The organism is uncultured Nostoc sp. (assembly GCF_964245575.1).
In the GTDB taxonomy this organism is placed as follows: domain Bacteria; phylum Cyanobacteriota; class Cyanobacteriia; order Cyanobacteriales; family Nostocaceae; genus Nostoc.
In genome coordinates this window covers 15,226-32,368 of record NZ_CAXTNP010000058.1, presented here as the reverse complement: position 1 = coordinate 32,368, position 17,143 = coordinate 15,226, and the positions used below count along the sequence as shown (strand labels likewise).

At 43.8% G+C, this 17,143-nt stretch carries 14 protein-coding genes; 3 read left to right on the top strand and 11 right to left on the bottom strand.

The window, feature by feature from the left end:
* Positions 1–11 precede the first annotated feature (11 nt).
* From lpxB to purC, 6 genes are all read right to left on the bottom strand, one after another.
* Positions 12–1,181, bottom strand: coding sequence for a lipid-A-disaccharide synthase (gene lpxB / locus ACFFAP_RS11860; RefSeq protein ID WP_375511402.1), 1,170 nt, complete (start codon positions 1,179–1,181; stop codon positions 12–14).
* A 143-nt stretch (positions 1,182–1,324) separates the two neighbouring features.
* Positions 1,325–2,143 (bottom strand): acyl-ACP--UDP-N-acetylglucosamine O-acyltransferase, encoded by an 819-nt coding sequence (lpxA, locus tag ACFFAP_RS11855; protein WP_375511401.1) that lies wholly within the window; start codon positions 2,141–2,143, stop codon positions 1,325–1,327.
* A gap of 312 nt (positions 2,144–2,455) precedes the next feature.
* Positions 2,456–2,986 (bottom strand): 3-hydroxyacyl-ACP dehydratase FabZ, encoded by a 531-nt coding sequence (gene fabZ, locus ACFFAP_RS11850; RefSeq protein ID WP_375511400.1) that lies wholly within the window; start codon positions 2,984–2,986, stop codon positions 2,456–2,458.
* 106 nt (positions 2,987–3,092) lie between these two features.
* Complete coding sequence (gene lpxC, locus ACFFAP_RS11845) at positions 3,093–3,941, bottom strand: UDP-3-O-acyl-N-acetylglucosamine deacetylase (RefSeq protein ID WP_375511399.1); 849 nt, start codon at positions 3,939–3,941, stop codon at positions 3,093–3,095.
* 217 nt (positions 3,942–4,158) lie between these two features.
* Positions 4,159–6,648: a BamA/TamA family outer membrane protein gene (locus ACFFAP_RS11840; RefSeq protein WP_375511398.1), complete on the bottom strand. Its 2,490-nt coding sequence runs from the start codon at positions 6,646–6,648 to the stop codon at positions 4,159–4,161.
* Between the two features lie 131 nt (positions 6,649–6,779).
* Complete coding sequence (gene purC, locus ACFFAP_RS11835) at positions 6,780–7,517, bottom strand: phosphoribosylaminoimidazolesuccinocarboxamide synthase (RefSeq protein WP_375511397.1); 738 nt, start codon at positions 7,515–7,517, stop codon at positions 6,780–6,782.
* Between the two features lie 719 nt (positions 7,518–8,236).
* Here purC and ACFFAP_RS11830 point away from each other — a divergent pair.
* On the top strand, positions 8,237–8,500 hold the full coding sequence (locus ACFFAP_RS11830) for a hypothetical protein (protein ID WP_375511403.1): 264 nt from the start codon (positions 8,237–8,239) through the stop codon (positions 8,498–8,500).
* Between the two features lie 83 nt (positions 8,501–8,583).
* On the opposite strand, the gene ACFFAP_RS11825 is transcribed toward ACFFAP_RS11830, so the two are convergent.
* From ACFFAP_RS11825 to ACFFAP_RS11805, 5 genes are all read right to left on the bottom strand, one after another.
* On the bottom strand, positions 8,584–11,229 hold the full coding sequence (locus ACFFAP_RS11825) for a GAF domain-containing protein (RefSeq protein WP_375511396.1): 2,646 nt from the start codon (positions 11,227–11,229) through the stop codon (positions 8,584–8,586).
* A gap of 351 nt (positions 11,230–11,580) precedes the next feature.
* On the bottom strand, positions 11,581–12,726 hold the full coding sequence (locus tag ACFFAP_RS11820; RefSeq protein WP_375511395.1) for a glycosyltransferase family 4 protein: 1,146 nt from the start codon (positions 12,724–12,726) through the stop codon (positions 11,581–11,583).
* Between the two features lie 6 nt (positions 12,727–12,732).
* Positions 12,733–13,377: a DUF4291 domain-containing protein gene (locus ACFFAP_RS11815; RefSeq protein WP_375511394.1), complete on the bottom strand. Its 645-nt coding sequence runs from the start codon at positions 13,375–13,377 to the stop codon at positions 12,733–12,735.
* Between the two features lie 12 nt (positions 13,378–13,389).
* Entirely contained in the window at positions 13,390–14,544 is a 1,155-nt protein-coding gene (locus tag ACFFAP_RS11810) for an NAD-dependent epimerase/dehydratase family protein (RefSeq protein WP_375511393.1), read from the bottom strand.
* 439 nt (positions 14,545–14,983) lie between these two features.
* A complete protein-coding gene (locus ACFFAP_RS11805) occupies positions 14,984–15,502 on the bottom strand; it encodes a hypothetical protein (protein WP_375511392.1) in 519 nt (172 codons plus the stop codon).
* Between the two features lie 220 nt (positions 15,503–15,722).
* On the opposite strand from ACFFAP_RS11805, the gene ACFFAP_RS11800 reads away from it, so the two are divergent.
* Positions 15,723–16,511 carry an FHA domain-containing protein gene (locus ACFFAP_RS11800; RefSeq protein WP_375511391.1) on the top strand — a complete coding sequence of 263 codons (789 nt, stop codon included), beginning with the start codon at positions 15,723–15,725 and terminating at the stop codon, positions 16,509–16,511.
* Between the two features lie 246 nt (positions 16,512–16,757).
* Complete coding sequence (locus ACFFAP_RS11795) at positions 16,758–17,111, top strand: hypothetical protein (protein ID WP_375511390.1); 354 nt, start codon at positions 16,758–16,760, stop codon at positions 17,109–17,111.
* Positions 17,112–17,143 lie beyond the last annotated feature (32 nt).

Genomic DNA, 17,143 nt, shown 5'->3' with positions numbered 1-17,143 from the left:
GTCCCCAGTCCCTACTCCCTACTCCCCAGCACCATTTGCAAAATTTCTTGAGCAACCCGATCGCACACCCCAACTTCTCCTAAACTTTGCCGCATTTCTTTATAATCTGCTAAAGTTTGCTCTCTGCGACTGGGATTGAGTAGCAGTTCCATCGCTGCTTGGATAATATTCTCTGGTGTGGCTTGCTCTTGTAAAAATTCTGGCACAATCGGCTTCATCACTACTAAATTGGCTGGTGATGCAAAGCTGATAGAACCTTTGAGGATTTTACGAGCTATCCAAGCAGTCAGGGAACTTAAGCGGTAAACTACAACTTGCGGCACGTTTAACAGAGCAAGTTCTAAATTGACAGTACCAGATTTACTAATGGCTAAATCAGCAGCAGCAAAAACTTCCATTTGTTGACCTGATATAATTGTCGCCCGTAAACCGTAACGCTCAATAGCCTGCTCAATTGGCTGTCTATAGACTTCCAGAGATAGGGGAATCCAAAAATGAACTTCAGGTAATTTCGCTTGAATAGTTTGGGCGGCTTGAAAAATTACTGGTAAAAGATATTTTAGTTCTTGGCGGCGAGAGGCGGGGAGGAGTGCGATCGCAATTTGTTCTGGTGCAATCCCCAGTGTTGCACGGGCTGCTTGGCGACTAGGAGCATCTTGCATTCGGTCAACCAAAGGATGCCCTACCCAACTAACTTTTGCCCCTTTATCGCGAAAGTAACAGGCTTCTTGTGGGAAAATTGCCAACAGCTTATCTGTAAAACCAATAATCCGGTTAGTTCTACGCAAACTTATTGACCAAGCCCACTCTTGGGGAGCAATGTAATACACCACAGGCACATGTGGTAACTGCTGTTTCATATAAGTCCCAATTTCCAAATTGGGAGTCATATAATCGATCAGCACCACCAAGTCAGGTGGATTTTGTTTTAAGAAAGCGATCGCCTGACGTTGCACCTGGAGAGTCGGTAAAATATAAGGCAGTCCTTCTAGAATACCCATTGAGCCAATACTACTGGTATTTCCCAACAGAATTGCCCCAGCCTCCACCATTTTTTCGCCACCCAGCGCCACAATCTCTAATTCCAACCCAATCGCCACAGCTTGACGCTTCAGTGCTGTAATTAGCAACGACCCTTGTAAATCGCCAGATACTTCGCCAGTACTGATAAATATCCGCATTTAATAATTGGTAATTAGTAAAAATTAAGAGTTAGGAGTTAGGAATGAATAGTTAGGAGTGAGGAGTTAAAAGTCAGGAGTTAAAAATTAAATTCATCAACTCCTAACTCCTAACTCCTAACTCCTAACTCCTAACTCATAATTCACGATTCATCACTCACGCTTTTTCTCCCCCTACCGGGAATCAAACCACGCCTTCCTGGCATTTGAGAAAGTAGCAGAAAACGTCGCAGATGCTGCAACTGTTCACTATCCCCTAACAATTCCAACTGTTCTAAAGCATCCTTAAAGGGCAAATCAGAACGGTAGAGAATGCGGAAGGCTTTTTTCAGCATTTGCAAATCTGTAGAGTCCATACCAGACCGTTTAAGTCCGACAAGGTTGAGGGTTCGTACCCGCGCTGGATTTCCCTCCACTAGCATATATGGGGCCACATCCCGGTCAATCCGTGCCATGCCTCCCACCATTGCTTGTCTACCAATATGTACAAATTGATGGACACCTAAAACCCCACTTAGCCTAGCGCGTGACTCTATATGGACATGACCTGCCAACGCCACAGAGTTAGCAATCACTACCTGGTCTTCAATCACGCAGTTATGAGCCACATGGACATAGGCCATCAGTAGGTTTCCATCGCCAATTACCGTTGCTTCACCAGCACCAGTAGCGCGGTTAATGGTAACGTACTCACGAATCAAGTTGTTATCACCAATTTTGACCCAGGTTGGTTCTCCCACAAACTTGAGATCCTGGGGTTCCATGCCGATGGCTGCACCTGTAAAAATCTGATTTTGCGCCCCAATTTCACAAGGCCCCTCTAGCACGGCATGAGCGCCGATTATTGTTTCAGGGCCCACTTTGACATGCTCTCCAATCACAGCATAGGCACCGACTTGCACTGTATGGTGGAGTTCCGATTTCGGATGAATTACAGCAGTTGGATGAATTAGCGTTTTCAAGGGTGAATCTCCAGAACTGTCTTGATAAGCCAGCGCCGGGTGGGGTTTTTAAAGCAGTGCGTTACCCTGGTTAAGAGAGTTATACTGACTGCCGTCCCATTGAGGCGACTGGCATTGTTGAGCGTTAAGTATTTCAGTGAACGAAAGTGTCGGGCAAAGCAAGTTAAGTGTGTTCGTGAGTGCGTCTCGTAAAGAGGGCGTCGAAAATCAAGAAATTATTCAGATGCTGTTGTGGATTTTTTTAACTGCGATCCTTTTTCAGGATTCACTAAGGGCATTTCACGGCTATGCCAATACCACGAAAGCAAACTTTTAATTAACTAGAGAAAACATTAATTCCCCTTCACAAGCAAGTTGACCGTCAACTTCGGCACGACCTTGCATCTTACCGAAACGACGTTGTTTTACCCATAACAGTTCCACCGTTATTACTAGTTGATCCCCCGGTACGACCTGGCGGCGAAAGCGGACTTTATCGATACCAGCGAACACGAACAGTCCGCCTTCTACCGAAGACATTTGAGTCAGAACAATGCCGCCAACTTGTGCCATTGCCTCGACAATTAGCACCCCTGGCATCAGTGGACGTCCGGGGAAATGTCCTGGAAAATGGGGTTCGTTGATAGTGACATTTTTAATACCAACAGCTTTTTTACCTGGAACGTAGTCAATTATTTTGTCTACAAGTAAAAATGGGTAGCGGTGGGGTAGCAATTTTTGAATTTCTTCAGATGTAAAGGTTGTTTTAATCTCAGATATGATTGTAGTCTCATTTATAGCCTGTGATTCGGTAGATGTAGGTGTAGTCGTATCGATTGTATTCACTTCAGTGAGGATTGACATTGGCCGTATAGTTGATTTTTCATCTGAAAGTTGAGTAGGCAAGCGTATGTCGAAAGCCTTAATAATCCTGAATTTTAAACTTTAGATCAAATCTAAAATCTAAAATCTAAAATCCAAAATCTAAAATTCTCTGAGCCAGTTGAATGTGTAAATTGTGGCTGGCTTTATACGCTAAGAAATGAGCAATAGGAAAACTTCCTAGTAAACTTAAATCTCCTACTAAATCCAAGATTTTATGACGGACTGGCTCATTTGCAAATCTTAATGGTGGATTTAGCCAGCCTTCTGGCCCACAAACGAGTGCATTATCCAAACTGCCACCTTTAATTAACCCTGTTTTTTGTAAGTGTTCAATTTGATGCAGCAACCCAAAAGTCCGGGCGGGAGCAATTTCCGCAGCAAAGCTAGCAGAAGCTTTTTCTAGTTCAGTGGTTAGTGACCAACTGTGCCATTGATTACCAATGGCGGGCAGGTCAAAATCAATACCGTAACTAAAGCGGGTTTCTGGTGCTGGGAGGGCACATACAAAGGCATCGCCTTGATAGACCCATATTGGTTCTGTAATAGCCTTGGGAACTTGGTTGTTAACGGGTTGTGATACTAAGCCAACTTGGGCAATGTTGGCTGTCCATACACTTGCTGAACCATCTAAAAGTGGAACTTCTGGGCCATCAATTTCAATCCGGGCATTATCCACACCCATACCCGAAAGCGCTGCCAACAAATGTTCTACCGTGCGGACGGATACCTCACCCTTACCCAACTGAGTTGAGAGAACAGTGTGACTAACTGCCGCAACTTGGGCTGGAATGATCGGCAAATCCGGTAAATCTACCCGTACAAAGTAGCGTCCACTTCCCGCCTCAGCTGGTAGTATCCGCACCTGGGTACTCACACCGCTATGCAATCCCACCCCTATTTGGGTGATTTGGGCTGCTAGAGTGTGCTGTTCCATAGCCCAAAAGTCAGTATATTTCCTTTAGTATTGTTCATCGTCTGTTTTGGTAAAATCCCTGAGATTCCCCTGAAAATGTCATTAATCCCTTTATCGGAACAGTATTGAGGTAAATGTCAAAATTAGCAAGCTAATCCAAAAAAGTTATGAGTCAAGAGTGAGGAGTGAAGAATTAAAACTCATAACTCCTAACTTCTAACTTTTAACTCTTAACTGGTTAAAACCTTTCGCCAATACCGAAATTAATTCGGCTATCACCATCATCGTTGATACCGTAGTCAATCCGAATTGGCCCCAGTGGAGACTGGACGCGAACGCCGAGACCATAGCCGTAGCCACTACCATTTTTGTTCAAAACTTCAGCCGCCCTAGTACTAGTTCCTAGATCGCTGCCAAGATCAAAAAATAGTGCGCCACTGACTACTGAAAAAACTGGAAACCGATACTCAACTGATGCTTGCACATAAGAGCGTCCACTACCTAATGCTCCTTCTTCATAACCCCGGACGGAGTTGCTACCCCCAAGGGTAAAAGCTTCGTAGGGAGGCAAGTCACCAAGGATAGTTCCTGCTTGCAGGTTAAATGCTAAGGTTTGTGCGCCTTTGGAGAGGCTAATCAGCTTGATAGGTAAATATTGGCTGTAGCTTCCCCGAAATCTGGTGAGGAAGATGTTGCCTAGCCCGACGGGAACCGACTGATCGACTCCGAAACGGAGATAAGAACCGCTAGTGGGTTGCAGGGGGTTATTACGGAGATCGCGCTGTGCCCCCAGTTGCAACAGTAGTAAATCGTCTTGACCGCCGTTAGACAAGGTTAGTGGAATTTCGTCACTGATGCGGTTGCCGTTATCATCAAATACCGCTCCTGTTTTTCTGAGATTGCCATCAGCATCACGTGCAGAAACTCGTTGGTACTGTAAACCTGCTGAGGCAGTCCAGACGGAAGTTTTGTAAGGATTGCTGGAAAGGGGACGGGTAAAGGTGACACCACCACCTATACGGAGAATCCGGGGGCGATCCTGAGCATCTGTATTAGTAGGATTATCTGAGTCAAACGTCCTAATATCTTCATCTTGGCCATCAAAGATCAACGAAATGGAACTGCGGCGAAAAATATTGGTTGTGTAGGAAGTCCGGTAAGGATCTCCGGCAATCCAGGGGTCTGTAAACCGCAGGTCAAACAACAGTTCCCGTTCTCCCACCTGTACTTCTGCCCCCAGTTTTTGGTTCCTACCATTCAGGTTTTGCTGTTGATAGCTTACTGTTCCAAAAAGTCCGCTAGCAGAACTAATCCCTGCACCAGCCGCAATAGAACCACTGCTGCGTTCAGCGACATTCACTACTACATCCACCTTGCTAGGGTCAGTACCAGGGTCAAGGGAGACATTCACATCTTCAAACAGTCCCAGTCCATACACGCGCTGTAGGTCTTTTTGCACTGTGTTGCGATTGAATATTTGTCCTGGCTTCAACTCCAATTCTCGCGTAATGATGTAATCCTGTGTCCGTCCCCGAATTGGTTGTCCTTTCTCGTCTGTCTCCTGACCATCTTTATTGCGGAACCGGACTCTAATATTCTCTACTACACCTTCTGCTACTTGCAAGGTAACAACTCCGTTTTCAGAGACTTGTGGCGCTCCAATCACGTTAGCTAGTACGTAACCTTGGTCTTGATACCGCTTGTTTAACTGCTTGATGCCTTCCTGCAAGTCACGCAAGTTGAGGATTTTGCCATACTGATCCCGAAATACTTCATCCACAGTATTAGCTGGGAGTACAGAAGCAACACCAGTGCCAGGATTGGCTTGCACTTCTACTTTGGTTAGGATGGGGTTAGGCTGTACAACAAAGCTCACCCGCACTCCCAAGGGAGTATCTTCTGGCGCTGCTTGCACGTTGGAGAAGAAGCCAGTACCAAAGATGGCGTTAATATCTTCTTGCAGTTGGCTGCGGGTTGTCGTTCGTCCTGGTTGGGTACGAATTACTCTATAAACTTGGTCTTCCAGTCCTGGTGGTAGTTGCCCTGTCTGTGCTCTAACTACTACTTCCGACACCAGTACGCGGGGGTCATTGGCTTCTGGGGCTGTGTTGGGTTCAGTATTTCCCGGAGTTGTCGGCGGGTTAACATTCTGCGGACTGGGAATAGCACCTGGGCTTGGGGCAGGTGTTCTTTGTTGAGTACCTGGGAATGGAACATCGGGAACGGTAGATGGTTCTGGAGTTGTGGGTGATAAAGGTTCCGTTGTCGGTGGAATGACATTTTCTGGGGCTGGAGTAGTCTCAGGAGTTGGGGAAGGCGTTGGTTGTTGAATTTCTGGCGGTGGAATGTCTGGAGCGGGAGAGGGTTGTTGAGTAGAGTTAGGCTCTATTTGAGGGGTTTGTGCAGTTTTTGGCATTGTGGAGGTTGGCACGATTACCTTTGGAGTTGCTTCGGCGTAGCCTGCCGCAGGCATCGCTGCTGGATTGGCAGGGTAAACTGCGACAATGCGGGATTTCTCCGCCTCCATAAACCCTGTAGGATTAGGTCGAGATTCCAAACTTTTACTATCAACCTGACCTGTGTCCTTTTCTGGCTGCTGATTTGTTTCTAGTGTCAAAACTTCTGTTGTCTGTTTTGAACTGTTGGCGGTTTCTGCATTTGCACTCAATGAACCGCCCAAAGGGACTGCAATTGCTACTGCTGCCAGCAACATGGGAGATAAACGCATTTTACTTATGATTCCTTTTCACTACCACACACACACACCATCACAAATAGTCATTAGTCTTAGTCATTGGTGAATAACAAAGGACAACTGACAAAGGACAATCCACACGAGTTTAATTGATTTTTACCCACTTAATTATTACTCTCTACTGCTTTTAGCACTCTTTGTAAAACCTCCTGGTAGGCATTTTCTACATTTCCTAAGTCCCGGCGAAAGCGGTCTTTGTCCATTACCCGGCGGTTTGAGTCCTCTTCTGCGGTATCCCATAAACGGCAGGTGTCGGGGCTAATTTCGTCTGCCAAGAGCAACTGCTGCTGTGAATCCAAACCAAACTCTAGTTTGAAGTCTACTAGGGTAATGCCGCATCGTTGCCAAAATTTATTGAGAAATTCGTTGATTTGCAATGCTAGATGTGTAATTGCGTCTACTTGTTCCGGAGTAGCGAGTTTTAGCAGGTACAGGCGATCGCGTGTCAGCAAAGGATCTCCTAACTGATCGTTTTTGTAATAAAACTCTACCATTGGCTGTTTTAGAATTGTACCCACTGGTAACCCCGTTTGCTGACACAAACTGCCAGCAGCAATATTTCTGATAACTACTTCTAAGGGTAAAATCTTTACTGCCTTCACCCGCATCTGATTCGGGGTAGGGCTGTCGATAAAGTGAGTCTTTATACCATAACCCTCCAACTGTTTAAAAAGCTGGCTGGAAATGCTACAATTAATTTTTCCCTTCTCTTGGATACTGCCACGCTTTTGGGCGTTAAACGCCGTGGCGTCGTCTTTAAAATCGGCCAACAAGACTTCCGGATCGTCTGTTGTATAGAGAATTTTGGCTTTGCCTTCGTATAACTTGGAATTAACAGACATGGTGGCAGGTAAAGTTCTAGGCGATAGACAAAATCTGTCCTTTGAAGCTTCACCATTTTATCTTTAGTTATTAACTATTAGCCATTGGTGATTATTTAGGAGGGTGCGGGAAGACGCTTAATTGGGCAGATATCTATGGCAAGAACCCCTAAGGTGGGAAAAGGGCAGACAGGCACAGAGAAAAATCTTCCCACTCTGCTCTGGTTCTTTTTTCCCTCTTTTTGCTCACTGGTCAGCAGAAAGTTGCTAAAGATTCGGAATCGAATCTCTAACTTTTAACAGACGACAATTCGCTTTAACGCGTAGTATGTTTGCCTAAGTACTTTCAACCGCAAAAGTTTGTAATTATTTTTGCAAAAATGATAGTTAAGAGAAAATACGGGTATTTTTTATAGATTTTAACTCAGGGTTTAAACTGAAGTTGATTACAGTCAGATATTCATAAATTAAAATGAGATAAATTGACAACTGGGAGGGAAGTCAAATATTCTCTTTAGTCACTTTAGCAGAAACTTTTTCTGTAAATTTTACAGTAAAAGTATTTCAAGCTTTATTTTCTGGTCTCAAAATCTAAATCAACCAATTCCCGCATCATTAATTGGAAAAGGAGTTCGATGGTTTAAGTTACCGCAGTCTGACGACAGTTAAAAATCAGGGTAGCTAATGATTCAGCTTTAGAGATTCAAGCACAACGGGAGTTGAATAAATGGGAGAACAATATAGTGAACAAAGATGATTTTCTTTACCCTCGCGGTCGCTACTACGGTCAGGTAAAGCCAGAAAACTTAGTTTTTAATGCAAATCTACAAGAATTTGCCCAACGAGTAAGCTACATTTGCAACTTAGAAACAGGTGGAAAACTGCCCCCAGGTCAAGCTTACGAACAAATAAAGGATCTATGGAAACAGTTGAAACGCTCAAAAAAAGAGCTAAGAATTGGCGAAGATCCGTTTCAGAATGACCAGGGGGAGGTTGAAGGTTGAAGGAGAGAGGTGCAAAATTGGACATTGGAGCAAACAGAAAGTTCTTCTCTGCTAACTCCTGACTAATGACTAATGACTAATGACTACTTAGTAAGCATTGTCCAGACACCATCCCAGGATTCTGGGGGCGGCGTTTGTTGGTAACTACGCGCACGTTCTAGGTGGATATCAACAGCTTGGTCTTGGGGTTGGATGCATTTGGCGGCTTCAAAACAGGCGATCGCTTGTGAGAAGTTGCGTGATAAATAAGCCGAGCGTCCAGTATGATAGTGAAACAAAAATTCTTGAGTGTTGGCATCTAGAGGGGTGCTGCGATCGCCAATTAACTCGTAGATATTAACTGCCTGGTATTTCCCTTTGACTCGAATTTTATCTAACTGGCGCACCCAAATGCGATCGCTGCAAAGTTGATAAGTAAAATCGCTCAAAATTATATCACAACCATAATCTTTAGTTACCGCTTCCAAACGCGAACTTAAATTTACGCCATCTCCAATTACGGTGTAATCCATCCGTTTGCGGGAACCAATATTACCCGAAACCACATCCCCAGAACTAATCCCAATGCCAATATGAATTTGTGGCTGCGCCTGGATAATTCGTCGCTGGTTAAATTCCTCTAACCGTTGTCGCATATCTAATGCTGACTGCACAGCCCTCCAAGCATGATTTTCTGTAAGTGGTAGCGGCGCACCAAATACCGCCATTAAGGCATCACCAATAAATTTATCAAGAGTGCCTTCATAGTTAAAAACCGCCTCCACCATCGTTTCAAAATACTCATTGAGCAGCAATACCACTTCAGCTGCACCAAGATTTTCTGTAAGTGTGGTGTAGCCCCGGATATCAGAAAACAAGATAGTTACTTCCTTGCGCTCACCCACCATTAAAGCATCTTCCCCCAAAGCCATAATTTGCTCGGCTACATGGGGCGTTAGATAGCGGGACATGGTAGTTTTCATTCGTTTTTCCTGGCTGATGTCTTCCAACACCACCAAACCACCCCGGACACCACCTTCGGGGTTAGTTAGGGGATTAACAGTTAGATTTGTGCTGCGTTCTAATTTTTGTACTTCATTAGCAGTGAGAAACTCAGATTGGGAAGTGAGGGGTAGATTCCAGGGGATGAACACATCGGGGTTAGTGCGATCGCGCACTGCTAAAATTGCGTCCTGAGTCCTAAATTTTGATTCTTGAGTCTCATTTTTAACTCCTAACCCTTCGGCAGATGTTACAGTGAGCTTGTCGAGCTGCTCAGGGCATCGCTCCTCACTCTTAACTTGAGAAATTCCCACTATCAAACTTTGCTCTGGCACATAATGTTTAGCTCCAGTTTTTAAACTATCTTCTAAACGCATTTGGAGATTTTCAATCGGCACAACTTCCCAAACTAGGCGACCAATCAAATTTTGTTCCCATAAAAGCTTGTTGTTCTTGCTATTAGCATCTTTTATAGAACAGCCCAGCAACTCCAGCGCCGCATCATTAATCGTAACAATGCGTCCTGCCATATCTGTAGAAATCACCGCATCTGATAGACTTTGTAAAATATCTTTTTGATACTGTTTTTCTAACAGCACATTTTCAAACAGACGAGCATTTTCTAAGGCAACTCCTGCCTGAATATTAAAAGCCCGCATAAACTCTTCATCAGAAGCGGTAAAACTGCTTTGTTGTTTATTAATTAATTGTGTAACGCCAATTAATTCATTTGCCGAATTAAATACTGGCAAACACAAGATATTGCGAGTTACATACCCAGTTTTTCTATCTGTAGTCGGGTCAAACCGGGGATCTTTATAGGCATCGGAAATATTTAAGGCTTCACCAGTGGAAGCCACATAGCCAGCAATACCACGGTTAGCAGGAATGCGGATTTCTATCAAGTTTGTGCCATCTGCCGCCGCAGCAACTTTCGTCCAGAGTTCGCTCATCTCTTTACGATATAAAAACAGTGTGCTGCGGTCTGCTTGCATTAAAATTCGAGCTTGCTCCATGACTATCTGCAAAGTTGCTTCTAAATCCAGACTTTGCCCCAGTGTCTGAGTTGCCCGCAACAAAGCCGTTGCGCCTCTTTGATTACGAGCGGCTACATAAAAAGATTGGCAGCTTTCCAGAATAATACCAATAGAAGCGGCGAAGTCTCGAAACCGTTCTTCATCATCATGATTAAACGGAACATTCCCGGTTTTATTAGCCAGTTGCACTACTGCTACAGTCTGGTTTTTGCTACTGATAACAGGCATACATAAAATATTATGGATTTTGTAGCCCATTTGTTTTTCAAGTTCTGGGCTAAATAGGGGGTGAGTATAAGTTTCAGATATATTTAAATATTGACCTGTACTGACAACATGACCGGGGATACCCACTGTGATAGGAGTCCGAATTTCTAAGAATTTTTGGGTATTATCTTGAGGAACTTTTGACCACAGTTGACCTTTGTCATAGTCAACTAAAAAAATAGCAGTGTGTTCTGCTTGCAGGATTTGACCAATTTTGAGTGTGATAGCTTCTAACACCTTCTCCAACATAGTTTCTAGAGCTTCATTATTGATCAGTTCAATAGCTCTAAGAAATTGCTGGAATTCAGCAGTTATGAAGTCGAGTAAGCAAACAAATTCATTAACAGATAAGTCTTTAACACGAAGCAGTAGGGCGTGAGTACGATTAACTTGAGTCAGTTCAGTTAATGTAGCCAAGACGCTGCCAGGGTTGGGGAGTGTCACGTCGCTTCGCTCCGAATTCAAAATTCAAAATTCAAAATTCAAAATTCAAACATTTTTAATCCCCATAAATAAATTTAGGGGCAAGTCATAAGAATGCCGTATTTCTGTCGGATCGCGTCATTACATATATTTTTTTTCTTCTTCATAAATAAATTTACTTGCTCTATAGTATGAGTCTGTTTCGGTAATGGGAATTTTAGATTTTAGATTTTAGATTTTGGGCATGGGGCATTGAAAAGAGGCAGAGGAGCGGGGTGTGGGGGGCAGAGGGAAATGAAGAAGCAGGGGAGTAGGGAACAAGGGGAAAAGGGGGAAACTTTCTCCCCTTTTCCCTGCTCCCTTGCTTCTTCCCTACTCCCTACTCCCTGATTTTGCCAACTTTTCAGAAAATATCACCTTTTGATAGTAATCTTGTAGCTGTCTGGTGGCAGATGGCCAACCCCAACTTTCTGCTTCTTGGCGAGCATTTTGACGGATGATGTCTCGTTGTTGTTTTTGTTCTAAAAGGCGAACAGTAGCAGCGATCGCTCCTTGAACATCTGCTGTTGGCTCAAAAAGATATCCATTTACTCCATCTGTGACAATATCGGGAATCCCCCCGGAACGGGCTGCTACTACCGGACAGCCAGCTGCCATTGCTTCTAGTAGTACTAAACCTAGTGTTTCTGTACGGGAAGGAAAGATAAAGGCATCAGCACTCGCAAAGGCAGAACCTAATTCTTGCCCCATGAGATAGCCAACAAAGTAGGTGTTTGTGCCAGCAAAGTGTTTTTGCAAGGCTTCACGGTGGGGGCCATCCCCAACCAATGCTAACCGCGCTTTGGGAAGTGCTTCTAAAATTGGTTTGATGCGCTCAATTTCTTTTTCAGCAGAAAGCCGCCCCACGTAAAGTAGCAATGGACTTTCTGGATGATTTTTTGATAGGTGCGATCGCATCTCTACACTAGCTAAATCAGGATGAAATAATTCCGTATCTACCCCGCGCTGCCATAAATCTACCCGTTCAATACCGTGTGCTGTCAGTTCCTCCATCATTGCTGTGGAGGTACACAGATTTAAAGCTGCTTGATTATGAGCGCCTTTCAGCAGTTCCCAAAGAAAACCTTCCAGCATCCCCAAGCCGTAATGCTGGAGATATTGGGGTAAATGCGTATGGTAAGACGCCACTAAGGGTATTTTGAGGATTTTGCTATAAAATATGCCAGACAAACCTAAAACTGCTGGATTCACAACATGGATAACATCTGGCTTGAACTCTTCTAAGGCGTACCCAATGGCTGGGCGGGGAAGTGCCATTTTCAATTCTGGATACAATGGCAGAGGAAAGCCAGTAACGCCGTAAACTTTAGCGCCTTTGTGTTCTGTGATGCCTCCATCAGGGGCAATCACCAGCACTTGATTACCACTACGCTGTAAATGGTCAACAGTATGGCGCAGGCGGGTTACAATGCCGTCAACCTTGGGTAAAAAGGTTTCGGTGAATAGGGCAATTCTCATATAAAACTATTCAGTACAGGCAGATAATCCCAGCTTTTTTTGTATTTCGGTATCAAACACAGAGTAAACTGTCTCCCGTGGTGTAATCAATTCTGCACAGTCAGACTTAATGTTTTGCCGTTGTTTTTGTACAAAGTCCGAAATGTCCTTGATGTTCACAATCCAATCTTTGGCGTAAGCAGCTAGTACTTCACCACGTAACCCTAACTGAATAGCGCGTCGTTCTAATTTTGTCCCAGATGGGTGATGGTCTGGGTCCCATTGTAGGCGGACTTGCGATCGCTTCAATGCTCTTTGCCATGCACTTTTATTGGGATAAAGTTCTGGAACGTAGCTGGAATGAACAGCCGCAGCTAAAATTTCTTCAATTGCCGAACGCTTAATCCAAATAGCTAACACTACCTCTTGCCCATTTTGTGTACCCCATCCGGAACGATACATCATCCAGAGGAAGTTAGGTTTTATCCAACTCATGCGCTCAAAACTGAACTCACCACCAAAATAACGGTAGGTGGCGGCGAAGTCACCAATAGCTGGACGATAAGCCTGATAAACAACAATTGAATGGTCGTCATATTGTGCTAAGATATGACGACCATTTTCTGGCCAATTACTGACTTGAGTTAAATAAGGTTCTGTTATCAGCCGCACGCAGAGTTTACCCTAACTTCTGTGCCAAGAGACTTTGGGCAGAATTTGTTTGTGATCAACTCGTTTCTGATATTTGATGGCAAAGTTTAACAGAGAATCGAGTAGAGAATCAGAGAGCAAGTGAGGCTGTAAACCTAGATCGAGCAATTTAGTGTTTTTAGCGTTGAAGTAATGTTCTTCTTTCTCGACTCTGGGATTATCTAGGTGATTGATTTCTACATTTAATCCCATAGCGTTACCAGCTTTTTTCACCATCAATGCCAAGTCGCCGACGCTGAATTGTTCGGTAAATTGGTTAAATACCCGGAATTCTCCAGCCTCGGCAGGGTTAGCGATCGCTAATTCTACACATCGTACTGTATCCCGAATATCCAAAAACCCGCGAGTTTGTCCACCTTTACCGTAGACAGTTAAGGGATGTCCAATCGCTGCTTGAATACAAAAGCGGTTTAGTGCAGTACCAAACACCCCATCGTAATCCAGCCGATTAATCAATAGTTCGTCCATCCCCGTTTCTTCGGTTAAGACACCATAAACTACACCTTGATTTAAATCAGTTGCCCGCAATCCCCAAATCCGGCAAGCAAAGTGGATGTTATGACTATCATGAACTTTGCTTAAGTGGTACATTGAACCGGGCTGCTTGGGATAAGGTAGGGTATCCTTGCGTCCATTGTGTTCAATGGTGATATATCCTTCTTCGATATCAATGTTGGGTGTACCGTATTCACCCATCGTCCCCAGCTTCACCAAATGACAGTCGGGGAAATCTTCCCGCATGGCGTACAGCAAGTTCAACGTACCAACTACATTATTGACCTGGGTAATAACTGCATGTTCTCGGTCAATCATAGAAAATGGGGCCGAACGCTGTTCACCAAAATGCACCAGAGCATTTGGCTGAAATTGCTGTAATGTTTTATGGAGAAATTCGTAATTAGTAATATCGCCAATGAACAAATCGATAGATTTACCTGTCAAATCTTGCCAGCGCTGGAGACGTTGTTGAATTAGTGCGATCGGAGTGAGAGTTTCGACACCAAGTTCATTATCCCAGTGCCGCCGCACCAAACTATCTAAAATTCCAACTTCATAACCTCGATTGGAAAGGTAAAGAGCAGTTGCCCAACCGCAATATCCATCACCACCAATAACCAGGACTTTCATCTTCACCAGTTTTTACTCGCTGATAGCTAAATCTATCAGGTTTCTGTCCCTTCTCAATCATCATTCTGGGAGAGATGTGGATTTTAGGGGAAGTGGGGAGTGGGGAAGAAGCAGGGGAGCAGGGGGAGAAATCAATTCAAAATTCAAAATGACGCTCTCTACGAGACGCTCTTGCTAGCTTGCTTCCTTGCAGGGGTACGCAAACTCGTTCATAGTGTTGCCATGCCGAACGCGAGTGCGTCTCCAAGAGTTGGCTTTACGCTGCGCTAAAAAAATTCAAACATTTTAGAACTTCTGCCTCCTGCCTCCTCTTTCGCAATGCCCAATACTTCGGCTTACTTCGGCTTACTTCGACTACGGTTCCATCAAGGTAAGTCGAGATGCTCAGTACAAGTTGCTCGGCACAAGTCGCTCAGTCAAATGCCCAATGCCCCATCTTTCAAGACTTTGAAATTCGATACTGCTGGGCAATGTAATAAAACAAACGGTAGTAATCTTGAAAATCTTGGCTCTTGCTTCGTCCCTGCCAATAGTATTTCACTTGACTCTGAGTTAGTGTCAGTGTCATTGAACCTACTCGTTGATCAACTTCTACAACCAGCACCCCAGATACTCCTTGGGCTGTCTGAAAGTTGGATTTTATCTTTTTCACCGACTCTTGCTCATTCGGTAGCTGATGACTTGCCCACCCCCGAATTTCCACGGAGTTATTCTGTGGTGAAATAAACGCAATTCCATCATCATTTTCTGGTGCTGCTAAAGAAGTCCAGTTACTCGGATATGGAAATTCAAAGCCATAACGGGAGTTACTATAAGTTTTCCATGCGATCGCTCCGGCGTTAAAATCATTTGCAGTACAACCCCATAAGATTATAAACAGGGCACTGACTCCGTTAACGCTGGCGGCAAACCGATAAATTCTTCGCCCCAAACTACAGATTTTTTTAGCAGTAGCCATTTACATTACACATTTTGCCAAAGTCACTGATTTTATAGAAGTACCAGAAACTCAGATCAATACCTTCGCCAATTTACTAGCTATTCCCGAATCCGTAAACTGCTGAATAAACTGCACCAAAAAAGCACTCATTAAAAATTCAATAATATTCAGGATATTTACCATTCTCTTTTGAGTTATCAGTAGAGAAACTTATAAAGAGTGCTTTATCACACAATTTATGCACAGTACATCTCAGACAGCCGAGCTGACTTTGGAGCTTTTTCACTTCCAAACCAACACATGTTTACAATTTCCAGCAAATCTTTCTGTAATTTGCATCGGTAAGCCAAACGACCAAAAATTACCAGATATTGATATTTCTGCCTTACCAAATTCGGATGTGGCATCTCGCATCCACGCCCAAATTTGGATAAATGGGGATGAATACCATATCACCGATTTGGGCAGTTCTAATGGCACATATATTAACGGTGCGAGACTTCAACCTCAAGTTTTTTTTCCACTGCATCCAGGAGATAGAATTTCTCTTGGGCAGGGAGACAAAATAACTTTTATGTTTAGGGTGCAGCAGCACTCTGCATCTGCCACAACAAATCCTTTGCCAAATTCCGCGCCCACAAAAATTACAGCGCCTACCATCGGTAAAGAAGAGGAACAAGTAATCCTTGCTAGCAAGCTTATTGGCTTAGGACTAATCCTAGCAGGCGTCACATTTTTAAGTACAAGTATTTATGTGAGCGTCTACTTACGCAGCACACCTGGAATTTTGCTGTGTATCGGAGGTATAGTAGCTCTAAATTGGGGTGGGCGCGATAATCGCAAACTGGGATGGGTGTTGATTGGCATAGGAATTGCTCTGTTTATTGCTAGTGGTGTTGTAATCGGCTCAGTGTCCCTTTTTTCGATGCTAGTGTCATTCGCTGGCATCTCCTGTGGATATCAGTTGTTTACAACCGGAAAGGTATTCAACTTTAATCCGCTTACGCTCCAAATAGTTAAAAAATAAGCCAACTCAGGCAATCATTAATTAGCTGACGCTAATTTCAATTGAGGTTTCAGGTTTTGAGTGCTTAAGTCCTGATTAATTCTCAGAGGTTTGTAGTCAGCTATTTATCACTCAATAAACAGCATTTCAGCCTCAAATGTAAACAAATGTAACAATATTGGCGTCAAAACGTTTTACTGTCTTGACAACCAAGAAAGGAACCGATAACTTGATATACATACCCGGGTAAGACCGTTAAAGAGTTATATGCAAACGCAAACTAAGCAAAAGGTCACTTTGTATTTATCGCCAGAGTTGCACAGAAAACTGAAGATTCGTTCAGCAGTAGATTCCGAGCCAATGTCAGAACTTGCCGAACGTGCCCTTGGTTTTTACCTGTCTAATCAAGAATTGGTTGACGAGTTAGAAGATTCTACTTATGGGCGGACTCATAGAGTTTATTCATGCCCGACTTGTGATAGTTCACTAGTCTTACGTGATGGGGAACTGGTTACTTTAGGCAATCAACCAGGGGTAGTTGGTAAAGAGCATCTTTCCATAGATGAAATGGATAAAGATGAAACCAATTCCAAGGGTGAGGAAGAGTTAGTTCCTTGCTAAATAGATATTCATGATTCGGTTGTCTATTACCA